Annotated in this window: 21 protein-coding genes and 1 pseudogene; 8 read left to right on the top strand and 14 right to left on the bottom strand. The window is 72.1% G+C overall.

Annotated features, from left to right (window positions below; genetic code table 11):
• Positions 1 to 149 precede the first annotated feature (149 nt).
• Positions 150 to 818, top strand: a complete 669-nt coding sequence (locus tag OG510_RS28055; protein ID WP_406140483.1) for a nucleotidyltransferase domain-containing protein — start codon at positions 150 to 152, stop codon at positions 816 to 818.
• A 123-nt stretch (positions 819 to 941) separates the two neighbouring features.
• On the opposite strand, the gene OG510_RS28060 is transcribed toward OG510_RS28055, so the two are convergent.
• Together OG510_RS28060 and OG510_RS28065 are read right to left on the bottom strand one after the other, a co-directional pair.
• Positions 942 to 2,879, bottom strand: coding sequence for a hypothetical protein (locus OG510_RS28060; protein WP_406140484.1), 1,938 nt, complete (start codon positions 2,877 to 2,879; stop codon positions 942 to 944).
• A 236-nt stretch (positions 2,880 to 3,115) separates the two neighbouring features.
• Positions 3,116 to 6,208: an alpha-N-acetylglucosaminidase gene (locus OG510_RS28065; protein ID WP_406140485.1), complete on the bottom strand. Its 3,093-nt coding sequence runs from the start codon at positions 6,206 to 6,208 to the stop codon at positions 3,116 to 3,118.
• A 381-nt stretch (positions 6,209 to 6,589) separates the two neighbouring features.
• Between OG510_RS28065 and OG510_RS28070 the strand changes: the two genes are divergently transcribed.
• Together OG510_RS28070 and OG510_RS28075 are read left to right on the top strand one after the other, a co-directional pair.
• Positions 6,590 to 6,670 carry a tryptorubin family RiPP precursor gene (locus tag OG510_RS28070; RefSeq protein WP_371540459.1) on the top strand — a complete coding sequence of 27 codons (81 nt, stop codon included), beginning with the start codon at positions 6,590 to 6,592 and terminating at the stop codon, positions 6,668 to 6,670.
• An 81-nt stretch (positions 6,671 to 6,751) separates the two neighbouring features.
• The gene (locus tag OG510_RS28075; RefSeq protein ID WP_406140487.1) at positions 6,752 to 7,798 is read left to right on the top strand and encodes a cytochrome P450; all 1,047 of its coding nucleotides are present in this window, start codon (positions 6,752 to 6,754) and stop codon (positions 7,796 to 7,798) included.
• A 62-nt stretch (positions 7,799 to 7,860) separates the two neighbouring features.
• On the opposite strand, the gene OG510_RS28080 is transcribed toward OG510_RS28075, so the two are convergent.
• Positions 7,861 to 8,508, bottom strand: coding sequence for a LuxR C-terminal-related transcriptional regulator (locus OG510_RS28080; protein WP_406140489.1), 648 nt, complete (start codon positions 8,506 to 8,508; stop codon positions 7,861 to 7,863).
• Positions 8,472 to 9,761: a sensor histidine kinase gene (locus tag OG510_RS28085; protein ID WP_406140490.1), complete on the bottom strand. Its 1,290-nt coding sequence runs from the start codon at positions 9,759 to 9,761 to the stop codon at positions 8,472 to 8,474. Before OG510_RS28085 ends, OG510_RS28080 begins: the two co-directional genes overlap by 37 nt.
• Positions 9,762 to 10,032: 271 nt before the next feature.
• On the opposite strand from OG510_RS28085, the gene OG510_RS28090 reads away from it, so the two are divergent.
• Positions 10,033 to 12,258 (top strand): MMPL family transporter, encoded by a 2,226-nt coding sequence (locus OG510_RS28090; RefSeq protein ID WP_406140491.1) that lies wholly within the window; start codon positions 10,033 to 10,035, stop codon positions 12,256 to 12,258.
• A gap of 96 nt (positions 12,259 to 12,354) precedes the next feature.
• On the opposite strand, the gene OG510_RS28095 is transcribed toward OG510_RS28090, so the two are convergent.
• Positions 12,355 to 12,915: a winged helix-turn-helix domain-containing protein gene (locus OG510_RS28095; protein WP_406140492.1), complete on the bottom strand. Its 561-nt coding sequence runs from the start codon at positions 12,913 to 12,915 to the stop codon at positions 12,355 to 12,357.
• A gap of 353 nt (positions 12,916 to 13,268) precedes the next feature.
• On the opposite strand from OG510_RS28095, the gene OG510_RS28100 reads away from it, so the two are divergent.
• Positions 13,269 to 14,213, top strand: coding sequence for a Gfo/Idh/MocA family protein (locus OG510_RS28100; protein ID WP_406140494.1), 945 nt, complete (start codon positions 13,269 to 13,271; stop codon positions 14,211 to 14,213).
• A 116-nt stretch (positions 14,214 to 14,329) separates the two neighbouring features.
• Here the strand turns inward: OG510_RS28100 and OG510_RS28105 are convergent, their stop codons facing one another.
• Complete coding sequence (locus OG510_RS28105) at positions 14,330 to 14,689, bottom strand: ArsC/Spx/MgsR family protein (protein ID WP_406140496.1); 360 nt, start codon at positions 14,687 to 14,689, stop codon at positions 14,330 to 14,332.
• A 130-nt stretch (positions 14,690 to 14,819) separates the two neighbouring features.
• On the opposite strand from OG510_RS28105, the gene OG510_RS28110 reads away from it, so the two are divergent.
• A complete protein-coding gene (locus tag OG510_RS28110) occupies positions 14,820 to 15,077 on the top strand; it encodes a hypothetical protein (protein WP_406140497.1) in 258 nt (85 codons plus the stop codon).
• Between the two features lie 158 nt (positions 15,078 to 15,235).
• On the opposite strand, the pseudogene OG510_RS28115 reads toward OG510_RS28110, so the two are convergent.
• From OG510_RS28115 to OG510_RS28150, 8 genes and pseudogenes are all read right to left on the bottom strand, one after another.
• Positions 15,236 to 15,403: pseudogene (locus OG510_RS28115) on the bottom strand (aminoglycoside phosphotransferase family protein); the annotation flags it as partial.
• Between the two features lie 59 nt (positions 15,404 to 15,462).
• The gene (locus OG510_RS28120; RefSeq protein ID WP_406140499.1) at positions 15,463 to 16,353 is read right to left on the bottom strand and encodes a putative protein N(5)-glutamine methyltransferase; all 891 of its coding nucleotides are present in this window, start codon (positions 16,351 to 16,353) and stop codon (positions 15,463 to 15,465) included.
• A gap of 190 nt (positions 16,354 to 16,543) precedes the next feature.
• Positions 16,544 to 17,911 carry an alpha-amylase family protein gene (locus OG510_RS28125; protein WP_406140501.1) on the bottom strand — a complete coding sequence of 456 codons (1,368 nt, stop codon included), beginning with the start codon at positions 17,909 to 17,911 and terminating at the stop codon, positions 16,544 to 16,546.
• A 208-nt stretch (positions 17,912 to 18,119) separates the two neighbouring features.
• Positions 18,120 to 18,956 carry a (2Fe-2S)-binding protein gene (locus OG510_RS28130; protein ID WP_406140503.1) on the bottom strand — a complete coding sequence of 279 codons (837 nt, stop codon included), beginning with the start codon at positions 18,954 to 18,956 and terminating at the stop codon, positions 18,120 to 18,122.
• A gap of 68 nt (positions 18,957 to 19,024) precedes the next feature.
• Entirely contained in the window at positions 19,025 to 19,891 is an 867-nt protein-coding gene (locus OG510_RS28135; RefSeq protein ID WP_406140505.1) for an Fpg/Nei family DNA glycosylase, read from the bottom strand.
• Between the two features lie 103 nt (positions 19,892 to 19,994).
• Positions 19,995 to 20,366, bottom strand: coding sequence for a nuclear transport factor 2 family protein (locus OG510_RS28140; protein ID WP_406140506.1), 372 nt, complete (start codon positions 20,364 to 20,366; stop codon positions 19,995 to 19,997).
• Positions 20,367 to 20,574: 208 nt separating this feature from the next.
• Positions 20,575 to 20,925, bottom strand: coding sequence for a hypothetical protein (locus OG510_RS28145; protein WP_406140507.1), 351 nt, complete (start codon positions 20,923 to 20,925; stop codon positions 20,575 to 20,577).
• A gap of 9 nt (positions 20,926 to 20,934) precedes the next feature.
• Positions 20,935 to 21,672 carry a nucleotidyltransferase domain-containing protein gene (locus tag OG510_RS28150; protein WP_406140509.1) on the bottom strand — a complete coding sequence of 246 codons (738 nt, stop codon included), beginning with the start codon at positions 21,670 to 21,672 and terminating at the stop codon, positions 20,935 to 20,937.
• Between the two features lie 349 nt (positions 21,673 to 22,021).
• Between OG510_RS28150 and OG510_RS28155 the strand changes: the two genes are divergently transcribed.
• Together OG510_RS28155 and OG510_RS28160 are read left to right on the top strand one after the other, a co-directional pair.
• On the top strand, positions 22,022 to 23,986 hold the full coding sequence (locus OG510_RS28155) for an N-acetylmuramoyl-L-alanine amidase (RefSeq protein ID WP_406140511.1): 1,965 nt from the start codon (positions 22,022 to 22,024) through the stop codon (positions 23,984 to 23,986).
• A gap of 136 nt (positions 23,987 to 24,122) precedes the next feature.
• On the top strand, positions 24,123 to 24,623 hold the full coding sequence (locus OG510_RS28160; protein WP_406140512.1) for a DinB family protein: 501 nt from the start codon (positions 24,123 to 24,125) through the stop codon (positions 24,621 to 24,623).
• Positions 24,624 to 24,645 lie beyond the last annotated feature (22 nt).

Genomic DNA, 24,645 nt, shown 5'->3' on the forward strand with positions numbered 1-24,645 from the left:
TTGCACGCAGCCGTTCGGCCCGCGCACGGGCCGGGGCGGGCACCGCTGTGCCAGGCTGGGCCACCGGGGGACCGGCCTGCCCCACAGGTTTGACGTCCCTCTGACTCTGACCTGACTCTGACCTGCCTCCGACGTACGAGGGGGAACACATGGAACGGATGGAGCCTGTCGCCGCTGCCCGCCGGCTCGCCGGTGAGTCGTACGGAGACGCTCTGACCGTGATCGTCGGCGGAAGCGTGCTGACCGAGCACCGGACCAGCACCTCCGACCTGGACATGGTCGTGGTGACCGGGCCGCGCGACAGCCCTTGCCGGCGCTCGTTGCGCTGGGCGGGGTGGCCGGTGGAGGTACTGATCCACGACGAGCGGACCCTGGCCGCGTACTGCGCCGACAACCTGGCGCGCCGCTGGCCGGGGATCCCCCGGCTGATCGCCTGCGGGGCGATCGTCAGTGACCGGGGCGGCCTGGGGGGACGGCTGCAGGCCGAGATGCGCCGTCGGCTGGCCGAGGGCCCCGCCGCCGCGAGCCGGGCCGAACTGGAGGCGCACCGTTACGGACTCACCGACCTGCTCGACGACCTCGCCGGTACCGACGACCCCGGCGAGACCGCCTTCATCGCCTGTCGGATCCTGACCAGGACCGCACAGCTGGCCCTGCTGGACGGGCGGCACTGGCAGGGCAGCGGGAAGTGGATGTTCCGCGAACTGCGCGATCACGACCCGGTGTTGGCCGAGCGGCTGGCCCACGCCCTGCCCGACACCGCGCGGCTCTCCGCCGTGGCGCACGAGGTGCTCGACCGTGTGGGTGGCCCGCTGTGAGAGGGCTACCGGGTCACCGATCCACGGGACCCGTGACCTGCCGGGGCCGCCTCGCGGAACTCCGTAACCACGCGGGCGGTTCCGCCGACCGCCGACCGCCGACTGCCGGTCATCGCTCCCGGGTCACCGCAGCGCGCTGACCCGGGTCCCGTCCGTCAGCCGTCCGGTCAGCTGCGCCTTCGCGCCCTGCTTCGCGGGTACGGCGAGCAGCCGGCCGGTCGTGCTGCCCGTGACGCCGCCCGTCGTGGCCAGCGAGGCGAACTGCGAACTGCCCGCCGCCAGTACGTACCACTGGCCGTCGCGCGACTTCCACAGCACTCCCGCGAGCACCTGTGGCTGCCGCTTCCCGCAGGCCGGTGAGTTCTCCGCGCGGGCCACCACTGTGTCCGGATCCGGGCCCCCGTCCGCGCCCGGCACCGGGACCCGGAACTGGGCCAGCACCCGGCTCCCGGTGCCGCGCCAGGTATCCGCACGGGTGCAGAGCCACGCCGCCCGGCCGCCGGTGGCGGGCAGCTGCTGCGAGGCGAACTGCCAGGAGTTCACCGTGCGTACGCCGTGCGAGCGGACCGCCGGGAGCAGACAGGCGGTGTGCGCCCAGCCCGCGAGGTCCGCCGCGCCCGTCACGTCGTGCGGCCCGGTCGGCGGGCCGGCGAGCAGCCGGGCCGGGGGCAGTTCGCCCAGGTCGGTCAGCAGATGTGTGCCCGCGCCGTCGCGCAGCGCGAGCGCGTTCCAGGAAGTGCAGGCGCGGGAGGCGCCGGGGCCCGGCACCGGGTCGGTGACCCCGTCGGCCGAGCGGGCCAGCGGCCGGGCATCGGCCGCCGGGGCCAGCAGGTCCCGTACCCCGGCGGTACGCACCCAAGGGGCCGTCAGATAGCGGACGTTGCCATCGGTCCTGCCGACGACCAGCGCGTCGGAAGCGGTCTCGTCCGCGCCGTCCACGCGGGCGAAATCCAGCGCGGGGCGTCCGCCCCCGTCCTTCGCCTCGGCGTACCGCACCACCCGCAGGCCGTCGTAGAACAGCACGACCACCGCGTCGTCCACCGTGCCCGCGTACAGCAGCTGCGGCGCGCCCATCGGCGGCCCTTCGGGGGTGCCGGGGGTGGCCGACACCTGTACGGGGCCGCCGGGGCGGGCCCAGACGGCGAGCGCGCGGCGCAGCAGCGCCGTGTCGGCTGTACGGTCACCGCGCGCGGGCCACACGGAGAAGTCGGTACGCGCCGACGTCCGCCACGCCGTCCCCGCGACCCGGGTCAGCTTCGCCGGGTCCAGAGCCTGCCCGGACACGGCGCCGCCCGTGTCCGGCGGCGGTGCGGTGTGCCCGGCGCCCAGACCGCCGGCCGGCAGCGCGAGCAGCGTCCCGCACACCACGACGGCCGCCGCCACGGCCAGCGCGCCCCGGCTCCGGCGCCTTCGGCGCAGCAGATCGGTCGGCCGCGCCTGGAGCGAGCAGGGGTCGAAAGCGGCGGACGCCAGCAGCCCGTACTGCGCCGACGGGCCGGCCGCCCGGTCGAGGGCCGTTCTGGGGTCGGCCACCCCCGCGGCCTCCAGGACCCGCCGTACCTTGGCGTCGTCGAGCCCTTCGAGGCCGCGCAGCGCGTACGCCGCGCGGGCGGGCCCGGAGAGGGCGGAGAGCCGCTGGTCCAGGGCGAGTTCATCGGCGCCGCCGGAGCGCGGGAAGAGCCGCAGCCCCCAGACCTGGGGGAGCAGCGGCGGCAGCTGGGCGCGGCGTGGCCAGGCGTTCCACCGCCGGGGCCGTGCGACATCGAGCGCCGCGGCGACCACCCGGCCCCGCACATAGGCGTAGGCCGGGTCGCAGCCGTCGGCCCTGCGGGGCGCCGGGAGGGAGTCGGCCGCCCCGGACCGCCGCCCGCGCGGCAGCGCCCGCTGCGCGAGGGAGTGGGCCGTCAGCACCCGGCGGTTGCGGCCGAGCGAGGGCGGCAGGATCAGATACGCCAGCCGGACCAGCCGGGGGTAGTGCTCGACGAGCGCGGCCCCGGCCTGTCCGGCGTCGACATCGGCGGAGTCGGGCACGGCGCGGCGGGTGAGATCCTTTGACGGCACATTCAGCAGAACGAACCAATCGTGGGATGGTCACCCGCGCCCGTCCCCGCGCCTCTGCCCGCGCCTGTCCCCGAGCCCGTCCCCGCGCCTCTGCCCGCTCCCGTACCCGCGCCCGGCGCTCCGAGCGCCCACGGCTCCACCCCACGGCTCCGCGCGCCCCCACGGCTCCGCCCCCCCCGCCGCTCCGCGCGCCGCGACGGAGCCCCGCCGCACCGCCCGACTCGGCCCGACCGGGCTCAGCTCAGCGACCAGCCGCTGAAGTCGACGGTCCCGCGCACCCCGTTCCCGCCGTTCGTCGCGCTCATGAAGATCCCCACGTCCTGGCTGCCCGCGGCGCTCGGCACGGAGACGGTGGCGACCGTGCGCCAGCTCGCCCCGCCGTCCGTCGAGCAGGAGCCGGTGTACGCGGTGCCCGCCCGGGAGAGCCGCAGCACGACGGGTGCCTTGATCCCGGTCACGCGCTTGTAGGTGTCCAGCGCGCCGTCGCCGTTCGTGTCGTACGACAGCACGACGCCCTGGCCCGGTGTCGCCGCCAGATTCAGGAAGCCGGCCGAGCCCGGGGCCGCCAGGCTGTTGCGTACGACAAGACCGCACCGGGCCCAGCTCCCGGTGTTGTCCTGGGAGTCCACCCGTACGGTCACGGTCGTGCCGTCGGCCATCGCCCCCGCGCGGTACGCGGTGCCGAACTGCGTGGTGCCCTTCCACAGGTCCTGACCGCCGCCGTTGATCGCCAGCCGGGTGCCCAGCTGCCCGAACACGGCGTCGTTGCCGGTGTACGTCCGCCACCCGGAGTCGAGCGGGGCCGCCACGTACACCGCGCTCCGCTCCCGTACGTCCACCTGCTGGCCGCCCTGCGGCCCGAAGCGGGTCAGCAGGGTGTACGGCATCGGGCGCAGCGGGGTGGTGAGCGGCTCGGACGGGGCTGTGACCTGCCAGGAGACCGAGCCCGAAGCGCCGGGTCCGACGCCGGGCAGGGAGGTGCCGCCCTTCGCCGTCGCGTCCAGGCCGGTCAGGGTGAAGTCGACCGGGCCGGTCGCACGCAGCCCGTTGAGGTTGCGGAAGCCGGCCGTGACCGTGCCGGTGCTGCCCGGCGTGAAGGCGACGGGCTGGGCGGAGACGGTGGCGGCGCCCTGGTACGGGGCCGTGGCCAGGGTGTCGTACACACGCCGCGCGGTGCGGTACGCGTCGCCGGTCGCCTTGACGGGATACGTGTCCGTCCGGTGGGTCCAGGACTCCTCGTCCGGGTACCAGTCGAACGTCTTGGCGTCCCGGCCGTCGGCGACCGCGGCCGCCAGTTCGTCCAGGAACTTCTGCCACTGCGGGAGATGGACGTCGCTGAGCAGCCCGTGCCAGTCGCGGTTCGCGTAGTTGCTGAGGTGGTCGGCGGCGGTGCGGTCGGCCCAGGTGGTGAGGAGCGTGCGGGCGGTCCACTCCAGCTGCACCACCTCGGCCGGGCCGGTGGCGAAGCGCTTGGCCTCCTCCAGCCAGGGCCCGAGCAGGAACGCCTGGTGGCAGCCCGCCAGGGTGTCGGCGAGCCGCATCAGCTTCAGCCAGAGCGCCGACAGCGTACGGAGGGTGGCCGCGTCCTTGCCCTCGTAGGCGGCGCGCAGCTGCGGCAGCAGGATCCGGCCCCGGTCGGCGAGCGCCTGCCGGGCGAGGTCGACGAGGTCGTAGCGGTACGCGTCGGAGCCGCGCAGCGGGGCGCCGACGTCGAGCAGCGCGGCGAACGCCTTGTCGAACCCGGCCGTGTCGAAGGCGGACTTGACGGATCCGGTGAGGCTGGGCCGGCGCGCGAAGAGCGAGTCGACGGGGCGGCCGTCGGTGGTGGTCAGCTGGTACGCGGTCGTGGTGAGCGCGGCGAACGCGGTACGTGCGGCGCGGTCGTCGCCGCCGTAGCGCACCCCGGCGTACCGGGTGAACCAGGCGGCACGGTCGATCTTCTCGGTGCGCCAGGCCAGTTCGCTGAAGAGCTCGAAGGCGGCCGGGTCGCGCTCGGCGGCCTCCGGCATGTACGCGGTGCCGGCCAGCGCGCTGCCCTGCTTGTCGCGCCAGGCGGTGAACTTCTCCGTCCAGCGGTCGGTGTCGGCGCCGATCGTCGTACGGCCGCCGAAGTCGGGGATGGAGCCGAAGGCGTACGGGGTGCCGTTCCAGTCCTTCTCGCGGTCGGTGACGGTGTCGATGTCGGAGAGCCCGTCGACGATCAGCACCCGGTCGGTGTCGACGGCCCGCAGCAGTTCGGCGCGCGGGTTGGCACCCCAGCCGAGGATGACCCAGGTGGCGTCCGGGTGGGCGGTGCGCAGGGAGGTCTCGACGGCCCGCGCGGCGTCGGCGACCGGGACGTCACCCGGTGTGCCGCCCTCGTGCAGCAGGTCCATCTTGAAGTGCTCGGCCGGGCCCAGGAGTTCGGACTGGTGCCGGTAGAAGGCGGCGGCGACCCGGTCGAACACCTCGGACCTGGGGTCGAGCCAGTCGGGGCGCCGCAGCCCGTTCCAGGTGCCCTGCGGGACGACGTCGGCGCCTGGGTTGCGGTCGGGGAATCCGTCCGGGACGGTCCCGAAGTAGCCGGGGAACACCGGGTGCATGCCCAGCTCGCGCAGCCGGTCGGCGATGCGCCGGCCCAGCGCCGCGCGCCGGTCGATCAGCGCGGTGGAGAGCGGGCCGCCGTATCCGCTCATGTTCTGCAGCAGCCACCACGGCTGGTGGGACGGGGCGGGCAGCCAGGTGCGGGCCTCGGTGTCGGAGTATCCGAAGTCCTGCAGCAGCCGGTGGTAGACGGCTTCCTGACCGGTCGTGATGAGGACCTCGTTGCAGCCGTGCAGCGCCAGGACGTCGATGGTCCGCTCCCAGTGCGGCCAGTCCGCGTACGGGGCGGTGTAGCCGTCGTGGGTGTCGTTGAGGGCGAAGCGGTGCGGGACGGTCGCCGACTGCTGGACGGCCGTGCCGGGTGCGGGCAGCCGCCGGGGGAGGTCGAGCTGCGAGGTGTTCCAGGAGATGTGCGCCCGGCAGACGTACTTGAGGTACCAGTGGACGCCGGTCAGCGCCACGGCCGGGCCGGTGGCGGCGACCTCGATCCGGCCGGCCGAGCCGGTGACCCGGAAGCGCTCCGCGCCGGTCAGGGACGTGAGGGTGAACTGGTCGGCGTGGAGCGGCAGCAGACGCTTCAGCGCCGCCCTGGCCGGGCCGGAGTCGAGCGGCTCGGGCGCGGCGGCGGAGAGACTCCGGGGGGCGGCGGCCGGTGCGGCGGCCGCGGGGGTCTGCGCGCCGATCGCCGCGCCGGCGCCGATCGCGCCCGCGGTGCTCAGCAGCGTACGTCTGGACAGCTGGTGCATCGGCACTCCTCGTATTGCGTCACTGCTGCTGACGGTCCGTGCGATGACATGCGATGACAGATGCATGCGCACGGTAATGACGAGGAGGAGGCGGAGCAATGGGGCGCACGGTATGGAGGCGTAAAAGCGCCCCGGTTCCACCTTTCGGCCCGCCCGACCGCAGGATTGACGGGCCGGGAATCTGGGTACTACGCGCATCCGGCACCGGGTATTTTTGTTCTGTTAGTCGCTGTTCTGGGTAGGGGGCGGATGAAACATGTAAAGCACAGGACCTCCGGGTGATCTGCGTTACATTGACGTAACTATTCTGCCGGGTTTCACTTTTGCCGTCGGGTTCCTGTATCCGGCTCGGTCAGTTCGCCGTCAATCGGAGGTGCTGTCATGAAGCTCATTCATTCGCTCAAGAACAAGATCAGGCCCGAGAAGAGCCTGAAGTCGTACGCCTGGTACATCTGGTACTGACCCGAGAAATCGTTCGTCCTGTGCCCGGCGGTCCCGCAAGGGTCCCGCCGGGCAACGGCCTCTTGCTCCTGGAGATCCCCGATGAACATTTCCGGTACGGACAGGCGTGCCAGGACCACGGTCTTCACACCGAGAATCGATGATCTCCTGCGCAGGTACCGGAGTGCGGACGCATTCCGTCTCGACCCGGGGACCATAGGTGTCGCAGGACCTGAACTGATCGATGAAATTCTCCGCAGCAGACCGGCCAATGAATTCGAACGGCCGACGTTCAAACCACTCAAAGGAAGGTCCATAACGCGGCCTGAATCGTCCGCGCTCATGCGGGCCATCTCTCAGGACGTCAAAAACGCGCTGAAAAAACCGGACCACGAAGACGTCGATCTCTCCGGTGAATGGCCGCAGGCGGGCCACAACTATCTGCGGGATCTGGTTTTCGGCGCCGATCCCTTCCGCTACCGCGTGCTCGTGGACCGCAGGCTGGAATGGACGACCGCACTCACCTGGACCGTCATCGGGACCGGCGCCGGGCTGCCGGGCGGACCGGGGCCCGACGCGCCGGTGTCGCGGCTGGCGGCGCTCACCGCGGCGGCCGGGACCTATGCGGAGCGGCGCCACGCCATGGGCATGTACCGGCGGGCGGCGGCGCCCATCTGCTTCACGGTGTCCACGCTGGTCGCCAACGCGCTCTGGCTCGGCTCGCCCTTCGACGACGGCATGTCCAACCGGAACATCCTGCTGGAGACACTCAGGCTGCTGCCGCCGTCCTGGAACCTGCTGCGGGTGGCCTCCCCGGAGTTCGCGGCGCTCGACGACCGGATCGGCGAGCGGGACGACGTGCTCATGCTGCCCCTGCTCACCCATCGCTCGCCCGATATCTGGGACGACCCCGACACGTTCCGCCCGGACCGGTGGACCGGCGCCGACCCCGACAACCACCCCGGATATCTCCCCTTCGGCCATGCCAACGAGCGTTGCTGGGGGCGGCACATGGTCATGCCGCTGGCCGAGCGGCTGCTGGATCTGCTGCGCGCGGACCACCTGGCGGTGGCCCCGGACCAGACCACGGCACGGGTCCCGCTGGCCGGACTGCTGGGAGTCACCGGCGTACGGGTCACCCGGCAGTAGGCGCACCGGCTGGGCGGGCCGGGCCGGGCCGAGCGCGGGCGAGCCGCCGGGCCCGGCGGCTGCTACCCCCGGTCCAGATAGGCGAGCACCGCGAGCACCCGCCGGTTGTCGTCGTCCGACACCGGCAGGCTCAGCTTCCCGAAGATGTTCGACGTGTGCTTGGCCACCGCCCGCTCGGTCACCACGAGCTGGCCCGCGATGGCGGCGTTGGAACGCCCCTGCGCCATCAGCTCCATGACCTCCAGCTCCCGCGGGGTCAGGCTGCCCACCGGCTTGTCCTGGGAGCGCCGCGACAGCAGCTGCTGGATCACCTGCGGGTCCATCGCGGTCCCGCCCGCGGCCACCCGGCGTACCGCGTCGATGAACTGGTCGGCGTCGAACACCCGGTCCTTGAGCAGATACCCCACCCCGCCCGTGCCGTCCGCCAGCAGCTCGCGCGCGTACAGCTGCTCCACATGCTGGGACAGGACAAGCACCGGCAGCCCGGGTCTGGCCCGGCGGGCGGCCAGCGCGCACTGCAGGCCCTCGTCCGTGTGGGACGGCGGAAGCCGGACGTCGACCACGGCGACGTCCGGCTGCAATTCGGCGAAGGCCCTGGTCAGTTCGGGTCCGGTCTCGACCGCGGCCGCGATCTCGAAGTCGTACGCCTCCAACATCCGGACCAGGCCGTCTCTCAGCAGGAAGAGGTCTTCGGCGAGGACAACACGCACGGAATCTCCATCGTCACCATGGTCGGGCCGCCCACCGGACTGTTGACGGCCAGTACGCCGTCGAATGTACCCAGTCGGCGTTCGATTCCGCTCAGTCCCGAACCGGCTCCCACCGACGCACCCCCGCGACCGTCGTCCGTGACCGACATCCGCAGCATCCCGGCGGTGTGGTGGATGTCGACCCAGATCCGGTCCGCCTGCGCGTGCTTGACGGCGTTCGTCAGGACCTCGCTGACCGCGAAGTACGCCGCGGACTCGACCGGGGCCTCCGCGCGGCCCGGCATGTCCACATCGACCTCGGCCGCCACGGGCAGCCGCAGCGCCAGGGCTCTGACCGCGTCACCGAGTCCACGCTCCGCGAGCACCGGCGGGTGGATGCCCCGCACCAGGTCCCGCAGTTCCGTGAGGGCCTCGGCCGACGACGCGCGGGCCATCGACAGCATCTTCTTCGCCTGCGCCGGGTCCTTCTCGATGAGCGCCTCGATGGTGGACAGGTTCATGCCCATGGCCACCAGCCTGGCCTGCGCGCCGTCGTGCAGATCCCGTTCGATCCGGCGCAGCTCGGCCGCCGAGGTGTCCACGGCGTCGTGCCGGGTCTCGGTGAGCCGGTCGATGCGCTCGCCCAGCTCGGCCTCCCGGGTGGGGGCCAGCGCCCACCTGGTGACGGCGAAGTGGGCGCGGATCAGCCGCGGCGCGAAACGCAGCCCGACCGCGATCCAGCAGATGCCCACCAGGGCCGCGAACGCCGCCGTGGTCCAGCTGTCGACCCGGACGAACTCGTACCAGTACCCGCCGCCCGCCCTGACGACCGGCTTCCACAGGCCGAGCAGCAGCAGGATGCCGAAGACTCCCTCGCTGAACAACGAAAGCGGCAGCAGCGCCGTGATCGCGCCCGCCGTCATGTCGACCAGCAGCCAGCGCAGATCGCGCCAGGTCGCCGGGGACTTCACCAGCAGCGTGCAGTGCTCCACCTGACCGGCTATCCCGGACCGGGAGTGCTGCGGCAGCGGCCGGCGCACCACCGGGATCCGGGTGTCCGCCCAGGTGGCCGCCAGCAGCCGGCGCCGGTCGGCGTGCGAGCGGATCAGCCCCAGGAGCGCGGGCGTGGTGAAGACACCGATGCCGACCGGGATCAGCGCGATCGATGTGACGGCCAGCACGAAGAGCGTGATCGAGCCGACGAGTGACATCAGGGCCAGCGCCAGGCCCCGTACGGCCGCCACCCCCGCGTCGCGGGCCTTCGTCGTCAACATGGTGTCCCTCTCGTCCCTGGCCAGGAGATCGCCGGCCTGGACACCAGTGTGGTCGCAACGCGGCTCCGGGGCATTGGGTTCCGCACCCGGATCCGGGGTGTAGCTGGCACCACCCCCCGGCCTTCGCCCTACGGCTCCGCACCGGGGGCCCCGACGGCTGGGACCGCCCGCCGTCCCTTCCTAGCGTGGAAACGAATCAGACCGACAGCGATCAATCAGACCGACAGCGATCAACCGGTGCTCACATCCGGGATCTGGGGGCGAAATCGCCATGAGGCTCAACCTCGCGGCACGTATCGGTGTGTGGAGTGCACACCACCGCAGAACGGCCGTGTTCGGCTGGCTGGTGTTCGTGGTGCTCGCCATGGGCATCGGCGGGGCCTCCGGCATGGTGAACATGTCCGACTCCGAGAACGGCGCGGGCGAGTCCGCCCGGGCCACCCGCATCCTGGAGGACGCCGGTCTCAGCCGGCCCGCCGGCGAGATGGTCATGGTGTCGGGCCGCGACGCCGGCGGCTGGAAGGCGGCGGCCCACGAGGTCACCGCGGCCGTGGGGAAGACCGGAGAGGTACGGAACATCGCCGCGCCTGTCCCGTCGAAGGACGGCAGGGACGCGCTGATCACCTTCGAGATGAAGGGCGCCGCCGACACCGCGTCCGACCGGGTGCAACCGGTGCTCGACGCCGTGTCCGGTGTGCGGGCCGGGCGGCCGGACGTGCGGATCTACCAGTTCGGTGACGCCAGCGCGGGCAAGTGGCTCGGCGACCTGCTGTCCAAGGACCTCGGTACGGCCGAATTCACCGCCGTACCCCTGGCGTTGGGCATCCTGCTGGTGGCCTTCGGGGCCGTGGTGGCCGCGCTGCTGCCCGTCGGGCTCGCGCTGACGGCGTGCATGGCGGCGTTCGGGCTGCTGTCGCTCGCCAGCCACCAGCTGCACCTCTTCCAGACCACGTACTCGGTGATGTTCCTGATGGGCTTCGCCGTCGGCGTCGACTACTGCCTCTTCTATCTGCGGCGCGAGCGGGACGAGCGGGCCGCGGGGCGCGACGCCGAGACCGCGCTGCGCATCGCGGCCGCCACCAGCGGCCGGGCCGTGCTCGTCTCCGGGGTCACCGTGATGGTGGCGATGGCCGGGATGTTCCTGTCCGGCCTGTTGCTGTTCAAGGGCTTCGCGCTCGCCACCATCCTGGTGGTCTTCATCGCGATGCTCGGCTCGGTGACGGTGCTGCCCGCGCTGCTCTCCTGGCTGGGCGACCGGATCGACGCGGGCCGGATCCCGCTGCTGAACCGGCGCGGCGGGCGCGGTGCGCGTGGCGGACGCGCTGGGCGTGGCGGGCGGGGCGTGCGAGGCGGGAGCGGTGTGCGAGGCGGGCGCGCGGGTCGCGTTGTACGGCAGAGTGGCGCGACGGCCGGGCGGCTGCTGAAGCCGGTGCTGGCCCGCCCCGCGGTCTTCGCGGCCGGAGCCGTGGTGGTGCTGCTCGCCCTGGCCGCGCCGGCGCTCGGCATGAAGACGGAAGAGCTGGGCCTGGAGAAGCAGTTCGGCTCGGCGTCCGAGCTTTCGGTCGCCTACCGCCACATCGCGGACACCTTCCCCGGCGGCCCCGCGCCGGCCACGGTGGTGGTGAAGGCCGACGACATCGGAGCGCCGGGCGTACGCAAGGCGCTGGCCCGCTTCGACCGGGTGACCGTGCACAGCCGGCAGAACGTCGCGGAGATCGAGGTGCCGCTGCCCACCGGCCGGGCCGGGCTGACAGAGCTGCGGGACGTACGGCTGCCCGCCGCCTTCGGCGGGACCGGCGCCCACGCCTACGTCACCGGGGAACTGGCGAATTCGGTCGACTTCAACGGGCAGCTGAAGCACGGCATCGTGCCGGTCTTCGCCTTCATCACGGTGGTGACCTTCCTGCTGATGCTCCTCTGCTTCCGCTCGTACGTCATCGCGCTGACGTCGGTCCTGCTCAACCTGCTCTCGGTGGCCGCCGCCTACGGGGTGATGGTCGCGGTCTTCCAGCACGGCTGGGGCGCGTCGCTGATCGGCTCGGAGAAGGCCGGTGCGATCGAGTCCTGGATGCCGCTCTTCGTCCTGGTCGTCCTCTTCGGCCTCTCGATGGACTACCACGTGTTCGTGGTGTCCCGGATCCGGGAGGCGTGGGAGTGGGGGCTGAGCACCAGGGACGCGGTCGACGAGGGCATCCGGCGGACCGCGGGCGCGGTGACCGGCGCAGCCGTGATCATGGTCGCGGTGTTCGCGGTCTTCGGCTCGCTCTCCATGCAGGACATGCAGCAGATGGGCGTCGGCCTCGCGGTGGCCGTCCTGCTGGACGCGACCGTGGTGCGGATGGTGCTGCTGCCCGCGGTGCTGACGCTGCTGGGTGAGCGCAACTGGCGTACGCCGAAGGGACTTTCCCGGTTGCCTGGCCTGGAGCAGGGCTCGCGGCAGGGCTCGGAGCAGGGCCTGGATCCGGGCGAGACACCGAAGGTCCCGGCAGGCATCTGACCGTACGCACGGCACACCCGCCGGTGCGGCGCCCTCCCGGGCTGTGGGACAGCCGGGGAGGGCGCACGGGAGCAGGGCGGGATACCGGGCGTGGGATCAGGGCGCGTACTTGTACCCGACGCGGCGCACCGTACGGATGGTGTGCCGGTGCTCGGCGCCCAGCTTGCGGCGCAGCCGGGCCACATGGACATCGACCGTCCGGCCGTCGCCCACGTGCCCGTAGCCCCACACCGTGGTCACCAACTGGTCGCGGCTGTGCACCCGGTGGGGGTGCGCGACGAGATGCGCGAGCAGCTCGAACTCCAGATACGTCAGATCCAGCGCCCGCCCGTCCACCGATGCGGTGCGCTCGGCACTGTCGATCCGCACCGCGCCCTCGGGGGCCGAGGTGTGCGGGGCCGGGGCGGGTCCTGCGGGACCCGGCTGGTGGTCGGCGGGCACGAGCACCAGATAGCCGATCATCGGCGGCTGTCCCGGCACGGTGGGCAGGGTGTGCTGTGGCGCGGGCAGCCAGGTGGCGCCCGGCGGCAGGAAGTCGGCGACGGGGACCACCTCGTCACGGTCGACGGACCGCAGCCGGTGCCGGTGGGTGGGAAGAGGCGTGGCGGGTGCGGCCGTCGCGGTGGTGGCAGCGGAGAAGGAACGGGTGTCAGCCATGAGTGGTCAGCTCTTTCGCGCGGAGAGGTCGTCGATGGACGTACGTCGTGCGCGCCGGCCGAAGGCTTCGAATCGGAAGAGGCGTTAGAGGGCCGGCGCCTGGGTCGCACGGCAACACACTCGGTCGAAGTCGTGGTGCTGACGGGACGGCCAGAACGGTTCGAGGTCGAAGCGACCTGTCGAGGTGTTCTGATAGCGGGCCATGTGCCCATTGAACCAGATGCGGCGGGGCAGCAGCAGGGCTCCCGGCAAGGAAGGCGGTTCCGCCGGCCGGTACGGCCCGATACCGGACAGCGCGCCATGGCCGGCACCGCCCCATGGCCGGCACCGCCCCGTGGCCGACACTGTCCGGTATGACGAAGCCATCCCGTACGAGTGTGAATACGAGCACGAGCACGAGCGCGAAGCCGCGCATCGGTCTGCTCGGCACCGGCCCCTGGGCGCTGTCCACCCACGCACCGGCGCTCGCCGCCCATCCGGAGATCGAGTTCAGCGGGGTCTGGGGCAGGCGCCCCGATGCGGCGGCCGCGCTGGCCGCCGAACACGGGACGACCGCGTACGACGACGCCGACGCGCTGTTCGCGGCGAGCGACGCGGTCGCGGTGGCTCTGCCGCCGGACATCCAGGCCCCGCTCGCGGCCCGCGCCGCGGCGGCCGGATGCCATCTGCTGCTCGACAAACCGGTCGCCACCACACCCGGCGGCGCACGCGAGGTCGTCGCGGCGGCCGAGCGCTCCGGTGTCGCGTCGCTGGTCTTCTGCACGCTGCGCTTCACCCCGGGCGTGGCCGAGTGGATCGCCGGACAGGCGGCCCTCGACGGCTGGTTCACCGGCCGCGCGGAGTGGCTGGGGGCGCTCTTCTCGCCCGGGGCCGACAGCCCGTACGCGGCCTCGCCGTGGCGCAGGGAGAAGGGCGGGCTCTGGGATGTGGGCCCGCACGCGCTCTCGGTCCTGCTGCCGGTCCTCGGGGACGCGACGGAGGTCACCGCGGCCGGCGGCGCAGAGGACACGGTCCACCTCGCGCTGTGCCACACCTCGGGTGCGTCGAGTTCGGCGACGCTCAGCCTGAGCGCGCCCGCAGCCGCGGCGGGCGCGACCGTCGAGTTCCGCGGTACGCACGGGGTCGCGGTGCTGCCGGAAGGCCGGGGCGGTGGTGCGCGGGTGCCGTTCGCGGCGGCGGTCGACGCGCTGCTCGCGGCCGTACGCACCGGTGAACCGCACCCGTGCGACGTACGGTTCGGACTGCGGCTGACCGAGATCCTGGCGGAGGCGGAGTCCCAACTGGCCGGGAAACGCTGACCGGGCGGACCGCAGGGGACAGGGGACACACGTACCACCGCGGACGCGCCCACCGCCGCAGCGGACAGGCGGGCGCGCGCCGCCGGAGTGGACAGGCGGGCGCGCGCCGCCGGGGCTCACCGTCCGAGAGCGTCCCGTACCGCTTCCTCCGTGCGTGCCACCACCGCCGTGCCGTCGTCGGCCGTGATGATGGGCCGCTGGATCAGCTTCGGATGCCCGGCCAGCGCGGCGATCCACCGGTCCCGCGCCTCCGCGTCACGCGGCCACTCCTTCAGCCCGAGCGCCTTCGCGTCCGGCTCCTGGGTCCGGGTGATGTCCCACGGTTCGAGCCCGAGCCGGCCGAGCACCGCCCGGATCTCGTCCTCGTCCGGCACGTCGTCCAGGTAGCGGCGGACGGTGTACGAAGCACCTTCCGCGTCCAGCAGGTCCACCGCGCCGCGGCACTTCGAGCAGGCGGGATTGATCCAGATCTCCATGGGGCCCAAGGTACGCGAGGGGCTGTCAGGACCCCCGCCGACCAGGGGCTTCTGTCAGTGCCCGGCAGTAAAATGGGGGCAGTTCGTGAGGGTCCGTGAGGGCCCTGTCACCAGCGCCTGGAGGTCGCCGATGGCCGTAGCCGTGTTCCCGACGCAGTCCCTGGTCAAGAAGCCGCTGCCCGCAGGGAAGCCACGTGATTGGTACGTCTCGCACAACCGCAGGCTGAAGGCGATGCGCCTGGCCATCGCCCTGCTCGACACCGGTGTCTACCGTCCGGATCAGGCACCGAACCGGAAGATACGCTCGACCGCGGCCCTCGCGGGCATCCACCCACCGTCCGACGCCACCTGCCGGATGGTCCGTTTCCTGATCCGCTACGGCCTCTGAGCACTCCCGTCCCACCAGCTCGCTCGCACGTTGTCCGGCCGGTGGCCGCGGACAGCAGGTCCGCCCACCGGCCGCACAGCCGGTCACACGCTCTCTTCCCTGCCGACGGAGAAGGCGCCGACGGAGAAGGAGCCCGCGGAGAAGGCGCCCGCGGCAGCCGCCAGCTGCCCCGAAGGCGCGACCCGAGCCAGCACGTCGCAAGGGACCAGGCGCAGCACGACCCGGTCCGAGTTGTGGATGACGACCGCATCCTCGGCCTGAAGGCCCAGCTCCGCAGCGGTCACCCGTCCGGCTTCGACTGCGCGGCGGAGTTCTGCCGGCTCCATACGTTCTCCTTCGTCGTCGAGTACGCCGACACGTCCGGAAACAGGCTCAGGGGGCGCCGCTACGACCAGTCGGCTATTCCGGGCACCACAGCGGCAGCCCCGGTCGCCGGGCTGCCCGTACCGCGTGCCCCGATGACGACCGTGGCGTACCGCTCCGCGCAGTCGGCCACCCGCGCGGACAGCCCGTCCGCGGTGACGGTCCGTACGGCCGCGGGCGCCTGCCGTTCGCTGGTCTCGAACAGCAGGTGTCCGCCCGGCGCCAGCCAGGGCAGCGCCGCCGCGGTCACCCGCCGCAGTACGTCGAGGCCGTCCGCCCCGCCGTCGAGCGCGACACGTGCCTCGTGCACCCGGGCCTCGGCGGGCAGCAACTCGATCTCCTCCGTGGGCACATACGGCACATTGGCCAGCAGGATGTCGACGCGCCCGCGCAGCGACCGCGGCAGCGGCGCGTAGAGGTCGCCCTCGTACACCCGGCCCCCGGCGGCGGCGACATTGCGCCGGGCGCAGCGCACCGCGGCCGGGTCGACATCGGCGGCGTGCAGTTCCGCCCCGTCCAGCGCGGCGGCGAGCGCGGCGCCCAGGGCCCCCGAGCCGCAGCACAGGTCGACCACGACGGCCCCCGGAGGGGCGAGGGCGACGGCCTGCTCGACCAGGAACTCGGTGCGCCGGCGGGGTACGAAGACACCGGCGTCCACCATGACGCGGAGCCCGCAGAACTCGGCCCAGCCCAGCACGTGTTCGAGGGGGAGCCCCAGGGCGCGCCGGTCGATCATGGCGTCCAGTTCGGCGGCGTCCCGGGCGGTGGAGACGAGCAACTCCGCCTCGTCCTCGGCGAAGACACAGCCCGCGGCCCGGAGCCTGGCGACGACAGCGGGGAGCGGCAGCGGCGACTGGGGTGACTCATGTGACTCATGTGACTGAGGTGACAGTGGTACGGGTGGGACCGGCATATGAGCCTTTCGGGATACCTGTGGGGCTCCCTCGGTCACCTGGGTCAGATGAACCGCACGGCCGTGAGGGGGAGCGCCCGGCCTGCTACAGCGGTAATGGGGCTCACCTCCTCGGTACGGTCCACGGGCGTGGGGAGGCAACAGTACATGAGCGCACTGCCGCCTCCCCCGGCTCCTCGCCTTCCGTGGCCTACGACGTGGCGGCAGTGTCCAGGGCGAGCACACCCTTGGCCGGGACCGTCGCGGTGACCTTGCCGTCGTCGCCGACCGTCACGGTGTTGCCCGCGCAGTTGTCGGCGGACGCCTTGGCGACGTTGCAGTACGTGCCGCCGGGCAGTGACGTGGCGAACGTCTGCTGGAGGTCGCCGTCCCCGTCGTTGAGGGCGACGAAGCCCTTGGCGCCGCGTCCGAACGCGATGGCGCTGCCCTGCGACCACCAGTCGGTCACCGCCGCGTCGCCGACGGCGTTGTGGAACCCGACCATCCCGGTGATCTCGGGGTCCGCGTGCATATTGGTCCAGCCGTCGCTGCCGCTGGGCGGGCCCGCGTCCGGGTCGCTCCACTCGTAGCCGGAGAAGACGTTCGGCGAGCCGTAGGGGTGCGCCAGCATGAAGGCGTTGGCGAGCTTGTAGGTGTCGCCGTCCTTGTAGCTGAGGGTTGAGCCGTTGCGCTCGGTGTCCCAGTCGTCGACGAACGTGGTGGCCTGGTCACCGGGCAGCTTCCCGTCGGCGACGTTCTGCAGACCGCCGAGGTCGCCGCCCTGGAAGGCGCTCTTGATGTGGGTGCCGTAGCGGAACTCGTCGACGTCGCCGAGGCCCGTGTACTCATCGGGCTGCACCGCCTCGCCGCTGCCGTAGATGACCTCGGAGACCCAGAAGCCCGGGTCGGCCATCTTGCTCCTGATGCCCTGCAGATCGGCGGCGGCCATGTGCTTCGCCGCGTCGATACGGAATCCGTCGACGCCCATCTTCCGCAGGCCGGTGAGGTAGTTGGCGATGGTGGTCCGTACGTAGTCGCTGCCCGTGTCGAGGTCGGCCAGGCCGACCAGTTCGCAGGTCTGGACGTTCTCGCGGTTGGTGTAGTCGGTGATGTCCTGGCGGCACGTGTGGAAGTCCGCGTCGCTGTAGGTGCCCGGGTAGTCGTACTTGCTGTACTGCGTGCCGCCGGTCCCGGTGCCCGAGCCGGACGACATGTGGTTGATGACGGCGTCGGCGATCACCTTGACGCCGGCCGCGTGGCACGCGCTCACCATGGACTGGAACGCGTCGGCGTCCCCGAGCCGCCCGGCGATCCGGTAACTCACCGGCTGGTACGAGGTCCACCACTGGGGCCCCGCGATGTGCTCGGTGGCGGGTGACACCTCGACATATCCGTAACCGGACGGGCCGAGCGAGTCCGTGCAGATCTTGCCGACGTCCGCGTACGGGCGCTCGAAGAGCGTCGCGGTGACGTTCCGGTCGCCGGGCGGCGCGGCTTGCGCGGACAGCGGGGTGAGGGCGAGCAGGCCGCCGGCGGCCATCACCCCGGCCATGGATACGCCGATCAGACGGTTGCGCATCGGTGTTGCTCCTTCGTCGTGGGGCAGAGCGGTGTCCCGGGCGGCCGGGTGCGGGTGACCGCCGTGGGGGAGACGCAGAGGAGCCTGCCGCTAAGGCATGAGCACTTCAAGAGGTTGCGCAAAAGTTTCCTGCAAGTTACAGAAAACTCTTACTGAGTTGGGCGTCGACGGGGCGGGCGTCGGCCATGTGGGCTGCGGTCGGTCCCGGTCAGGTCCTAGCCGGCGGCCGGCCGCTGAGCGGATGCCGCAGTACGCAGTCGCCGCAGAGGCTGCCGCCCGGGGCCCGGTAGTAGAGGCAGCAGCTGTTGCGCAGGAACGCGAAGCCCAGGCCCTCCTCGACGATGAAGTCGCCGCTGCTCGCGAGGGGGTCGCCCGCCAGCACGGCGGCCGCCAGCGCGGTGGCCCGCGCCTCGGTGTCCGGCCGCCGGCCGGTCAGTACGCGCACCGCTCCGACCAGGGCGGACGCCGCGTTGCCCCGCAGCGTGTGCGGCGAGAGGCCGTACCGGGTCCGCAGGGCCGCGTCGAACGGACGCAGATGGGCGAGGCCCACGGCAGCGCGTACGGCATCGGCGGGGACGCCCTGCGGTGCGGTCTGATGTGCGCCCTGCGGTGCGGCTCGCGGTGCGAGCACCGGTGCGGGCAGCCACAGTTCGAGCGGCTCGTCGCCGGTGAGGCGCACGCGGAGCCGGTCCGGGCCGAGGTCGGGCAGGCGCCCGCCGCCGAGTACGGCCGCGCCGACGGCGAGCGACCAGAGGCGGGAGGCGAGCCCGAGGTGGAGGGTGGAAGCGGCCACCCGGAGCTGGTCGGTGCCCATCCGCCGGGCGTACAGCCGCACATACACATCGAGCGGACCGCTGCCCGGGCGGCCGTGGTCCGCCCCCTCCTCCGACCCCTCCTCCGCGCCGTCCACCGATCCGTACAGATCGGACAGCGCGACGAACCCGTCCGGGTCGTCCCGTTCGCCGTGCCGGACGGTGAAGTACGGCCCGACGGAGCCAAGTTCGGCGAGTACGGCTCGGGCGAGTGCGGCGGAGGCTTCGGTCACGGGTTCACCAAGGGGTCGGACGGCTGCGGACCGGGCCGGTCCGGGGCGGACCTGCAAGCGGTGGGCGGCTACTTCAGCAGCCGGGACATCCGCCGGTCCGCCAGGATCTTGCCGCCGGTCTGGCAGGTGGGGCAGTACTGCATCGAGGAGTCACTGTAGGAGACCTCGCGGATGGTGTCCCCGCAGACAGGGCACGGCTCTCCCGCGCGTCCGTGCACCCGCAGCCCGCTCTTCTTCTCCGCCTTCAGATCGCGCAGGGCCAGCCCGCGCGCCCTCTCGACGGCATCGGTGAGCGTCGACCCGATCGCCGCGTACAGCACGGCGACCTCCTCGTCGGAGAGCTTGGCGGCCAGCCGGAACGGCGACATCCGGGCCACGTGCAGGATCTCGTCCGAGTACGCGTTGCCGATCCCGGCGATCATGCTCTGGTCGCGCAGGACGCCCTTGATCTGCCGGCGCTCGCCCGCCAGCAGGCCGGTGAAGACCGCAGGGGTGAAGGACTCGGCCAGCGGATCGGGCCCGAGGCGCGCGATACCGGGCACCTCCAGCGGATCGCGTACGACGTGGACCGCCAGCCGCTTCTGTGTGCCGGCCTCGGTGACGTCGAACCCGGTGCCCTCCGGCTCCGTCAGCCTGACCCGGAGCGCCAGCGGGCCCTTGCCGGGGCGGGGCGGGGTGTCCGGCAGACGCTCACTCCAGCGGACCCAGCCCGCCCGGGCGAGATGCATGACCAGATGCACGCCGCCGGCGTCGAGGTCGAGGAACTTCCCGTGCCTGGTCACACGGTCGAACGCCCGCCCCTCAAGCGCGGTGAGGGGCGGGTCATAGGTCTTGAGCGCGTGGATGGCCACCGGGTGGACACGGGCGACGGTACGGCCGACGACGTGCTCGCCCAGGAACCGGCTGAGGGACTCGACCTCCGGCAATTCAGGCATAACGCCATTCTGCCTCGCATCGCCGCCCCAGGTCCCACGACCGCCGCCGGACCACCCGGTCCGCCGCCCTGTCACCGGGCGCCGGACCGGACCGTACGTACCCTCACGCAGCGGGAACGCGGTCCAGGAAGCCGTGCACCGTACGGATACGGCCGTCCTCCGCGAGCGCGATCACATCGAACCCGGCGACGGGAGCCGACCCGTCGGCGGAGGACACCAGCTCCCAGCCGAACCGGGCGATGCCGTGGTGGCCGTCGACGCCCCCGGTCGGCCGGAACTCGAACCCGGGGAACTGCTCCCCGGCCGCGGCGATCACGGCCGCGATCCCGTCGTGCCCGCTGACATCGGCGAGCGGGTCGGTATAGCTGCCGTCCTCGGTCCAGGCGGCGGCGACGGCCTTGGCGATCTCCCCGGGGCGCCCGGCGGAGTTCCACGCCTCGAAGTAACGGGCGACAGCGGTCTCGTACACGGACATGGTGAATCAGCCTCCGGCAGGTCGTACGGACGGGTGAGCCCCGAAGCCCGGGGGGAGTGCGCCTCCCGGGCTCCGGATGACGTCAGCCTGCCGCGCGGGCGCGGAGGGGTCGATTACGTACGGGGTAATGGTGCTGGTGGGTACGGGGCCGGTACGGGGTAGTAGTGCCGGGCCACCGGATCAACCGCACGGCACTGGGCTCAGCCCCTCACAGCCACCGTTGGGCCGCCTCAACGCTGTCGCCCCCACTGGTGTTGAACGCGATGGCGGCCTGTGGCGCGTGCTGCCGGATCAGATTCACGGACTGCTCGAACAGGGGCAGGAGCGCCTCGGGCTTACGGAGGCCACCTCCGACGACCACGACGTCCCAGGGCCGCCCGGACAGCGCCGCGACCATGGCGGGACCCGCCGACTCGTCGAACGCGATCAGCGCCATGGACGCGTCGACGCCGAGCGCCCCGAACCGGGCCAGTTCGCCGTCGAGGACCGCACGCATGACGTCCGCGTCGATGCCGGGCACCAGGTGCGGGTCAATACCGAGAACGAGAACGGAAGACATCCGGGCAGTCTACGGAGCCCCGGAGGTGTCCTGGCCGCGGGACGGCGCACCCGGATCGTCTCGCCGCAGCTCGGTGAGCCAGATGTGTCCCGGGTGCGCCCGGGTCAGAAAACCGGCCAGCGCGGTCCGCTGGGCGGCCGACATCAGGGGCAGCGTGGCGTCGAAGTCCCGCTGGTCCTTGGGGCGGGTGTGCGCGGCCTTGAAGAGCAGCACCAGCTCGGGTGCGGGATAAGGGATTCCGCTCGCCGTCCGCCGGATGACCGCGCTGTACGGCAGCCGGATCGCCGGATCGCGGCGGCAGAGCCAGATGTCCCCCTCGTGCGGCTCGCGGAAGACGTCGAGCAGGTATGCCCCGGTGGCCCGGTCACGCAGCCAGGTCTGCCGCGTCACGTCCAGCACCTCGGCCGGAGCCGCTTCCCAGATGCGCCCGGACCCCACCGCGTCGAACACGAACCCGGCCGTCCCGAAACCTCCGGCCGCCGTGCGGGAGTCCGGTCCGGCCCCGCCGGTGAGGCGGTTGCGGATCTCGGGGAACCGGGCCGCAGGGACCGCGATTTCGATGTCGTCGTGCTCCCGGCTCTGCTCGCCCCGGAACAGGTCGAGCGCCCAGCCCGCCGCGACGTACCAGGGCACGGTGACCCCGGAGAGCAGCGCGGCCACCTCCTGGGGGTGCCAGCAGCCCGCCCACCGTGCGTCGATCTCCTCGGGGGCCACCACGACACCACCGGCGGGAACCTCTTCCGTCATCCCGCCAACCTACCGGCGTACCGTGCCCCGGCCGGCCGAGGCCCTTCGCCCCCGCCGGCCGGGTCCTTCGCAGGGGCGAATCCCTGATTCCGGATCCGGAGTCCTGGTGAATCTTTGCCGGGGGAACGGCTCGGGTTCTTCACCCCGTCACGCGAAACTGACAAACTGACAGATCTGATGGCGCCGGGCCACCGAGGGCTGTCTCCGTTCAGGGGACTCCACTCGACTCGGTGTGCGCGAGCAGATCCGATCCGCGCGCCACCCCCCACCATCCCCGGTGCCCGCGGGGCGATTCGACAGCCGTCCCGCCCACGGCAGCACGGGGAAAGTTGCACGGAAGGAAACACCCTTGCACAAGCGAAAAGGGAAGCGATGGCTGCCTGCGGCCGCCCTCGGCGGCGTTGTGGCCGCAGGAGCCTTCGCTTTCCTGCCTGCCATCGCACAGGCGGGAAACGAGGACGACGCCAAAGAGCCGACAGCGCAGGCCGACTTCACCGCGGCCGCCGCGGAGTTCAAGGTGCCGGTATCCGTCCTCCAGGGCGTGGCACACGAGGAGTCCGGCTGGCAGCAGCACACCGGTTACAGCAACACCGGTGGCTGGGGCCTGATGAACCTCACCGATGTGACACCGAAGATGGTGGCGGACGGCGCGGCCGGTGCCACCGGCCACTCCGGCCTCACGTCCCTCGCCGACCACCCCGAACTGCACACCCTGCAGGCCGCGGCGAAGCTGACCGGTGTCCCGGCGGACCAGCTCCAGCACAATCAGAAGGACAACATCCGGGGCGGGGCCGCCCTGCTCGCCTCGTACCAGAAGCAGCTCACCGGCAGTACGTCCGCCGACCCGTCGCAGTGGACCGCGGCGATCGCCAAGTACAGCCGGATGTCGGACCGGAAGGCGGCCACGTCGTACGTCCATGACGTGTTCGCCACCATCGCGTCCGGCGGCAAGCAGAGCGCATCGGCAGCCGCAGGGACGAAGGCCGCCAAGGCGGTCAAGGCGCCCGCCGCCGCGGTCAGCATGCGGGCCGTGCCGTCGGCGAAGCCGGTCACCGGCCAGCTGAGCAAGCTCCGGCTGAAGGACACCGCGTCCCCGCAGGCCGAATGCCCGCAGTCGATGAACTGCCAGTTCGTCGCCGCTGACCCGTCCAACGGCCAGGTGTCCGACCGCCCCGCCAACGGCATAAAGATCAACCAGATCATCATCCACACCACCGAGGGCTCGTACGACGAGGCGATCAAGACCTTCCAGACCCCGGGCGGCGCCTCGGCGCAGTACGTGATGCGGTCGTCGGACGGCGCGGTGACCCAGATGGTCGCCGACAAGGACGTCGCGTTCGGTGACGGCAACTACGACAGCAATCTGCACTCCGTCCAGATCGAGCACGAGGGCTTCTCCGCCCACGGCGCGGACTGGTACACGACGGCGGCCTACCAGCAGACGGCCGACCTGGTGAAGTACCTGGCCGCCCGGTACGACATCCCGCTGGACCGGCAGCACATCCTCGGCCACGACAACGTGCCGGGGCCGTCGGACTCCACCCTGTCGGGCATGCACTGGGACCCGGCCGACGGCTGGGACTGGACGCGCTTCATGCAGCTGCTCGGCGCCCCGTTCGACCTCGGCACCCACGGTGTCGGCCCGGTCGGGTCCGCGGTGACCATCACCCCAGGGTTCAGCGAGAACAAGCAGACGTACACGGTCTGCCCCGCGGACGACCCGTCGGGTTCGGTCACCACCTGCACACCGGTGACGCAGCCGTCGAGCGCCCTGTTCGTACGCAGCGCACCGAGCGACGACGCCCCGCTCATCCTCGACCCGGTCGTCCACCCGGACGCCGGGGCCAAGGGCGGCACGGACAGCGTCAGCGACTGGAGCACCACCGTCCAGGCCGGGCAGCAGTTCGTCGTCGCAGGACAGCAGGGTGACTGGACGGCGATCTGGTACGACGGCCAGAAGGGCTGGATCCACAACCCCGGCGGCAGCAACACCTCGCCCACCCCGGGCGCACGGATCATCAAGCCGGCCGGCACCAGCGCCGCCCCGGTGTACGGCACGGCGTACCCGGACGCGTCCGAGTACCCGTCCGGACTCTCCCCGTCCACGCAGGCCCCGCTGACCGCGAAGAACTACTCGATCCCGGTCGGCCAGGCATATGTGGCGGCCCAGCCGCCGGCCGGCAGCGCGGACTTCTTCCCCACGGGTGGAAAGGTGGTGACCGGGGCCAAGAAGTACTACACGGTCCAGTTCAACCACCGCTACATCCTGGTCAATTCGGGAGACGTCACGGAGACGCGGATGGTGCGTCACTGACGCACGCAGGCCACCGCGACAGGTGAAGCGGGCGTGGCTCCGGGGGCTCAACGGCCCCGGGAGCCACGCCCGTTCGGCTGCCCGGCCGGTGAGAATCCACGGGACGCCGCCCGCCCCGGCGGGTTAGCGTCCCGGTATGACACTCAGCCGTTTCTCGCCCACCACGGAACGCGACGCCCTGTGCGCGTTTCTCGACGGGCAGCGCGCGGCCCTCACCCGTAAGGTCGCCGGCATCTCCGACGCGGACGCCCGCAGGACCCCCACCGTCAGCACGCTCTCCCTGCTGGGCATCCTCAAGCACTGCGCGCTGTGGGAACGCCGGTGGTTCCAGATCATCGCGGCCGGTGAGGTCTTCCCCGGCGAGTGGCCCGCCAACGGGGAGCAGGACACCGACCTGGAGGACTTCCGGGTCGACGAACGCGACACGGTGGAGCAGTGGCTGGCCACCTATGAGGAGCGGACGGCCGCGTCGAGGAAGGTGGTCGAAGCCATGAACCTGGACGCCCCCTGCGGCTGGCCGCAGGCCGCGGACCGGAATCTGCGGTGGGTGCTCCTGCACATGATCGAGGAGACGGCCCGGCACGCGGGCCACGCGGACATCATCCGCGAGACCCTGGACGGAAGCTCCGGCGTCTGACACTCCTACGTACGGTCATGCT

The organism is Streptomyces sp. NBC_01089 (genome assembly GCF_045162975.1).
Classification (GTDB): Bacteria; Actinomycetota; Actinomycetes; order Streptomycetales; family Streptomycetaceae; genus Streptomyces.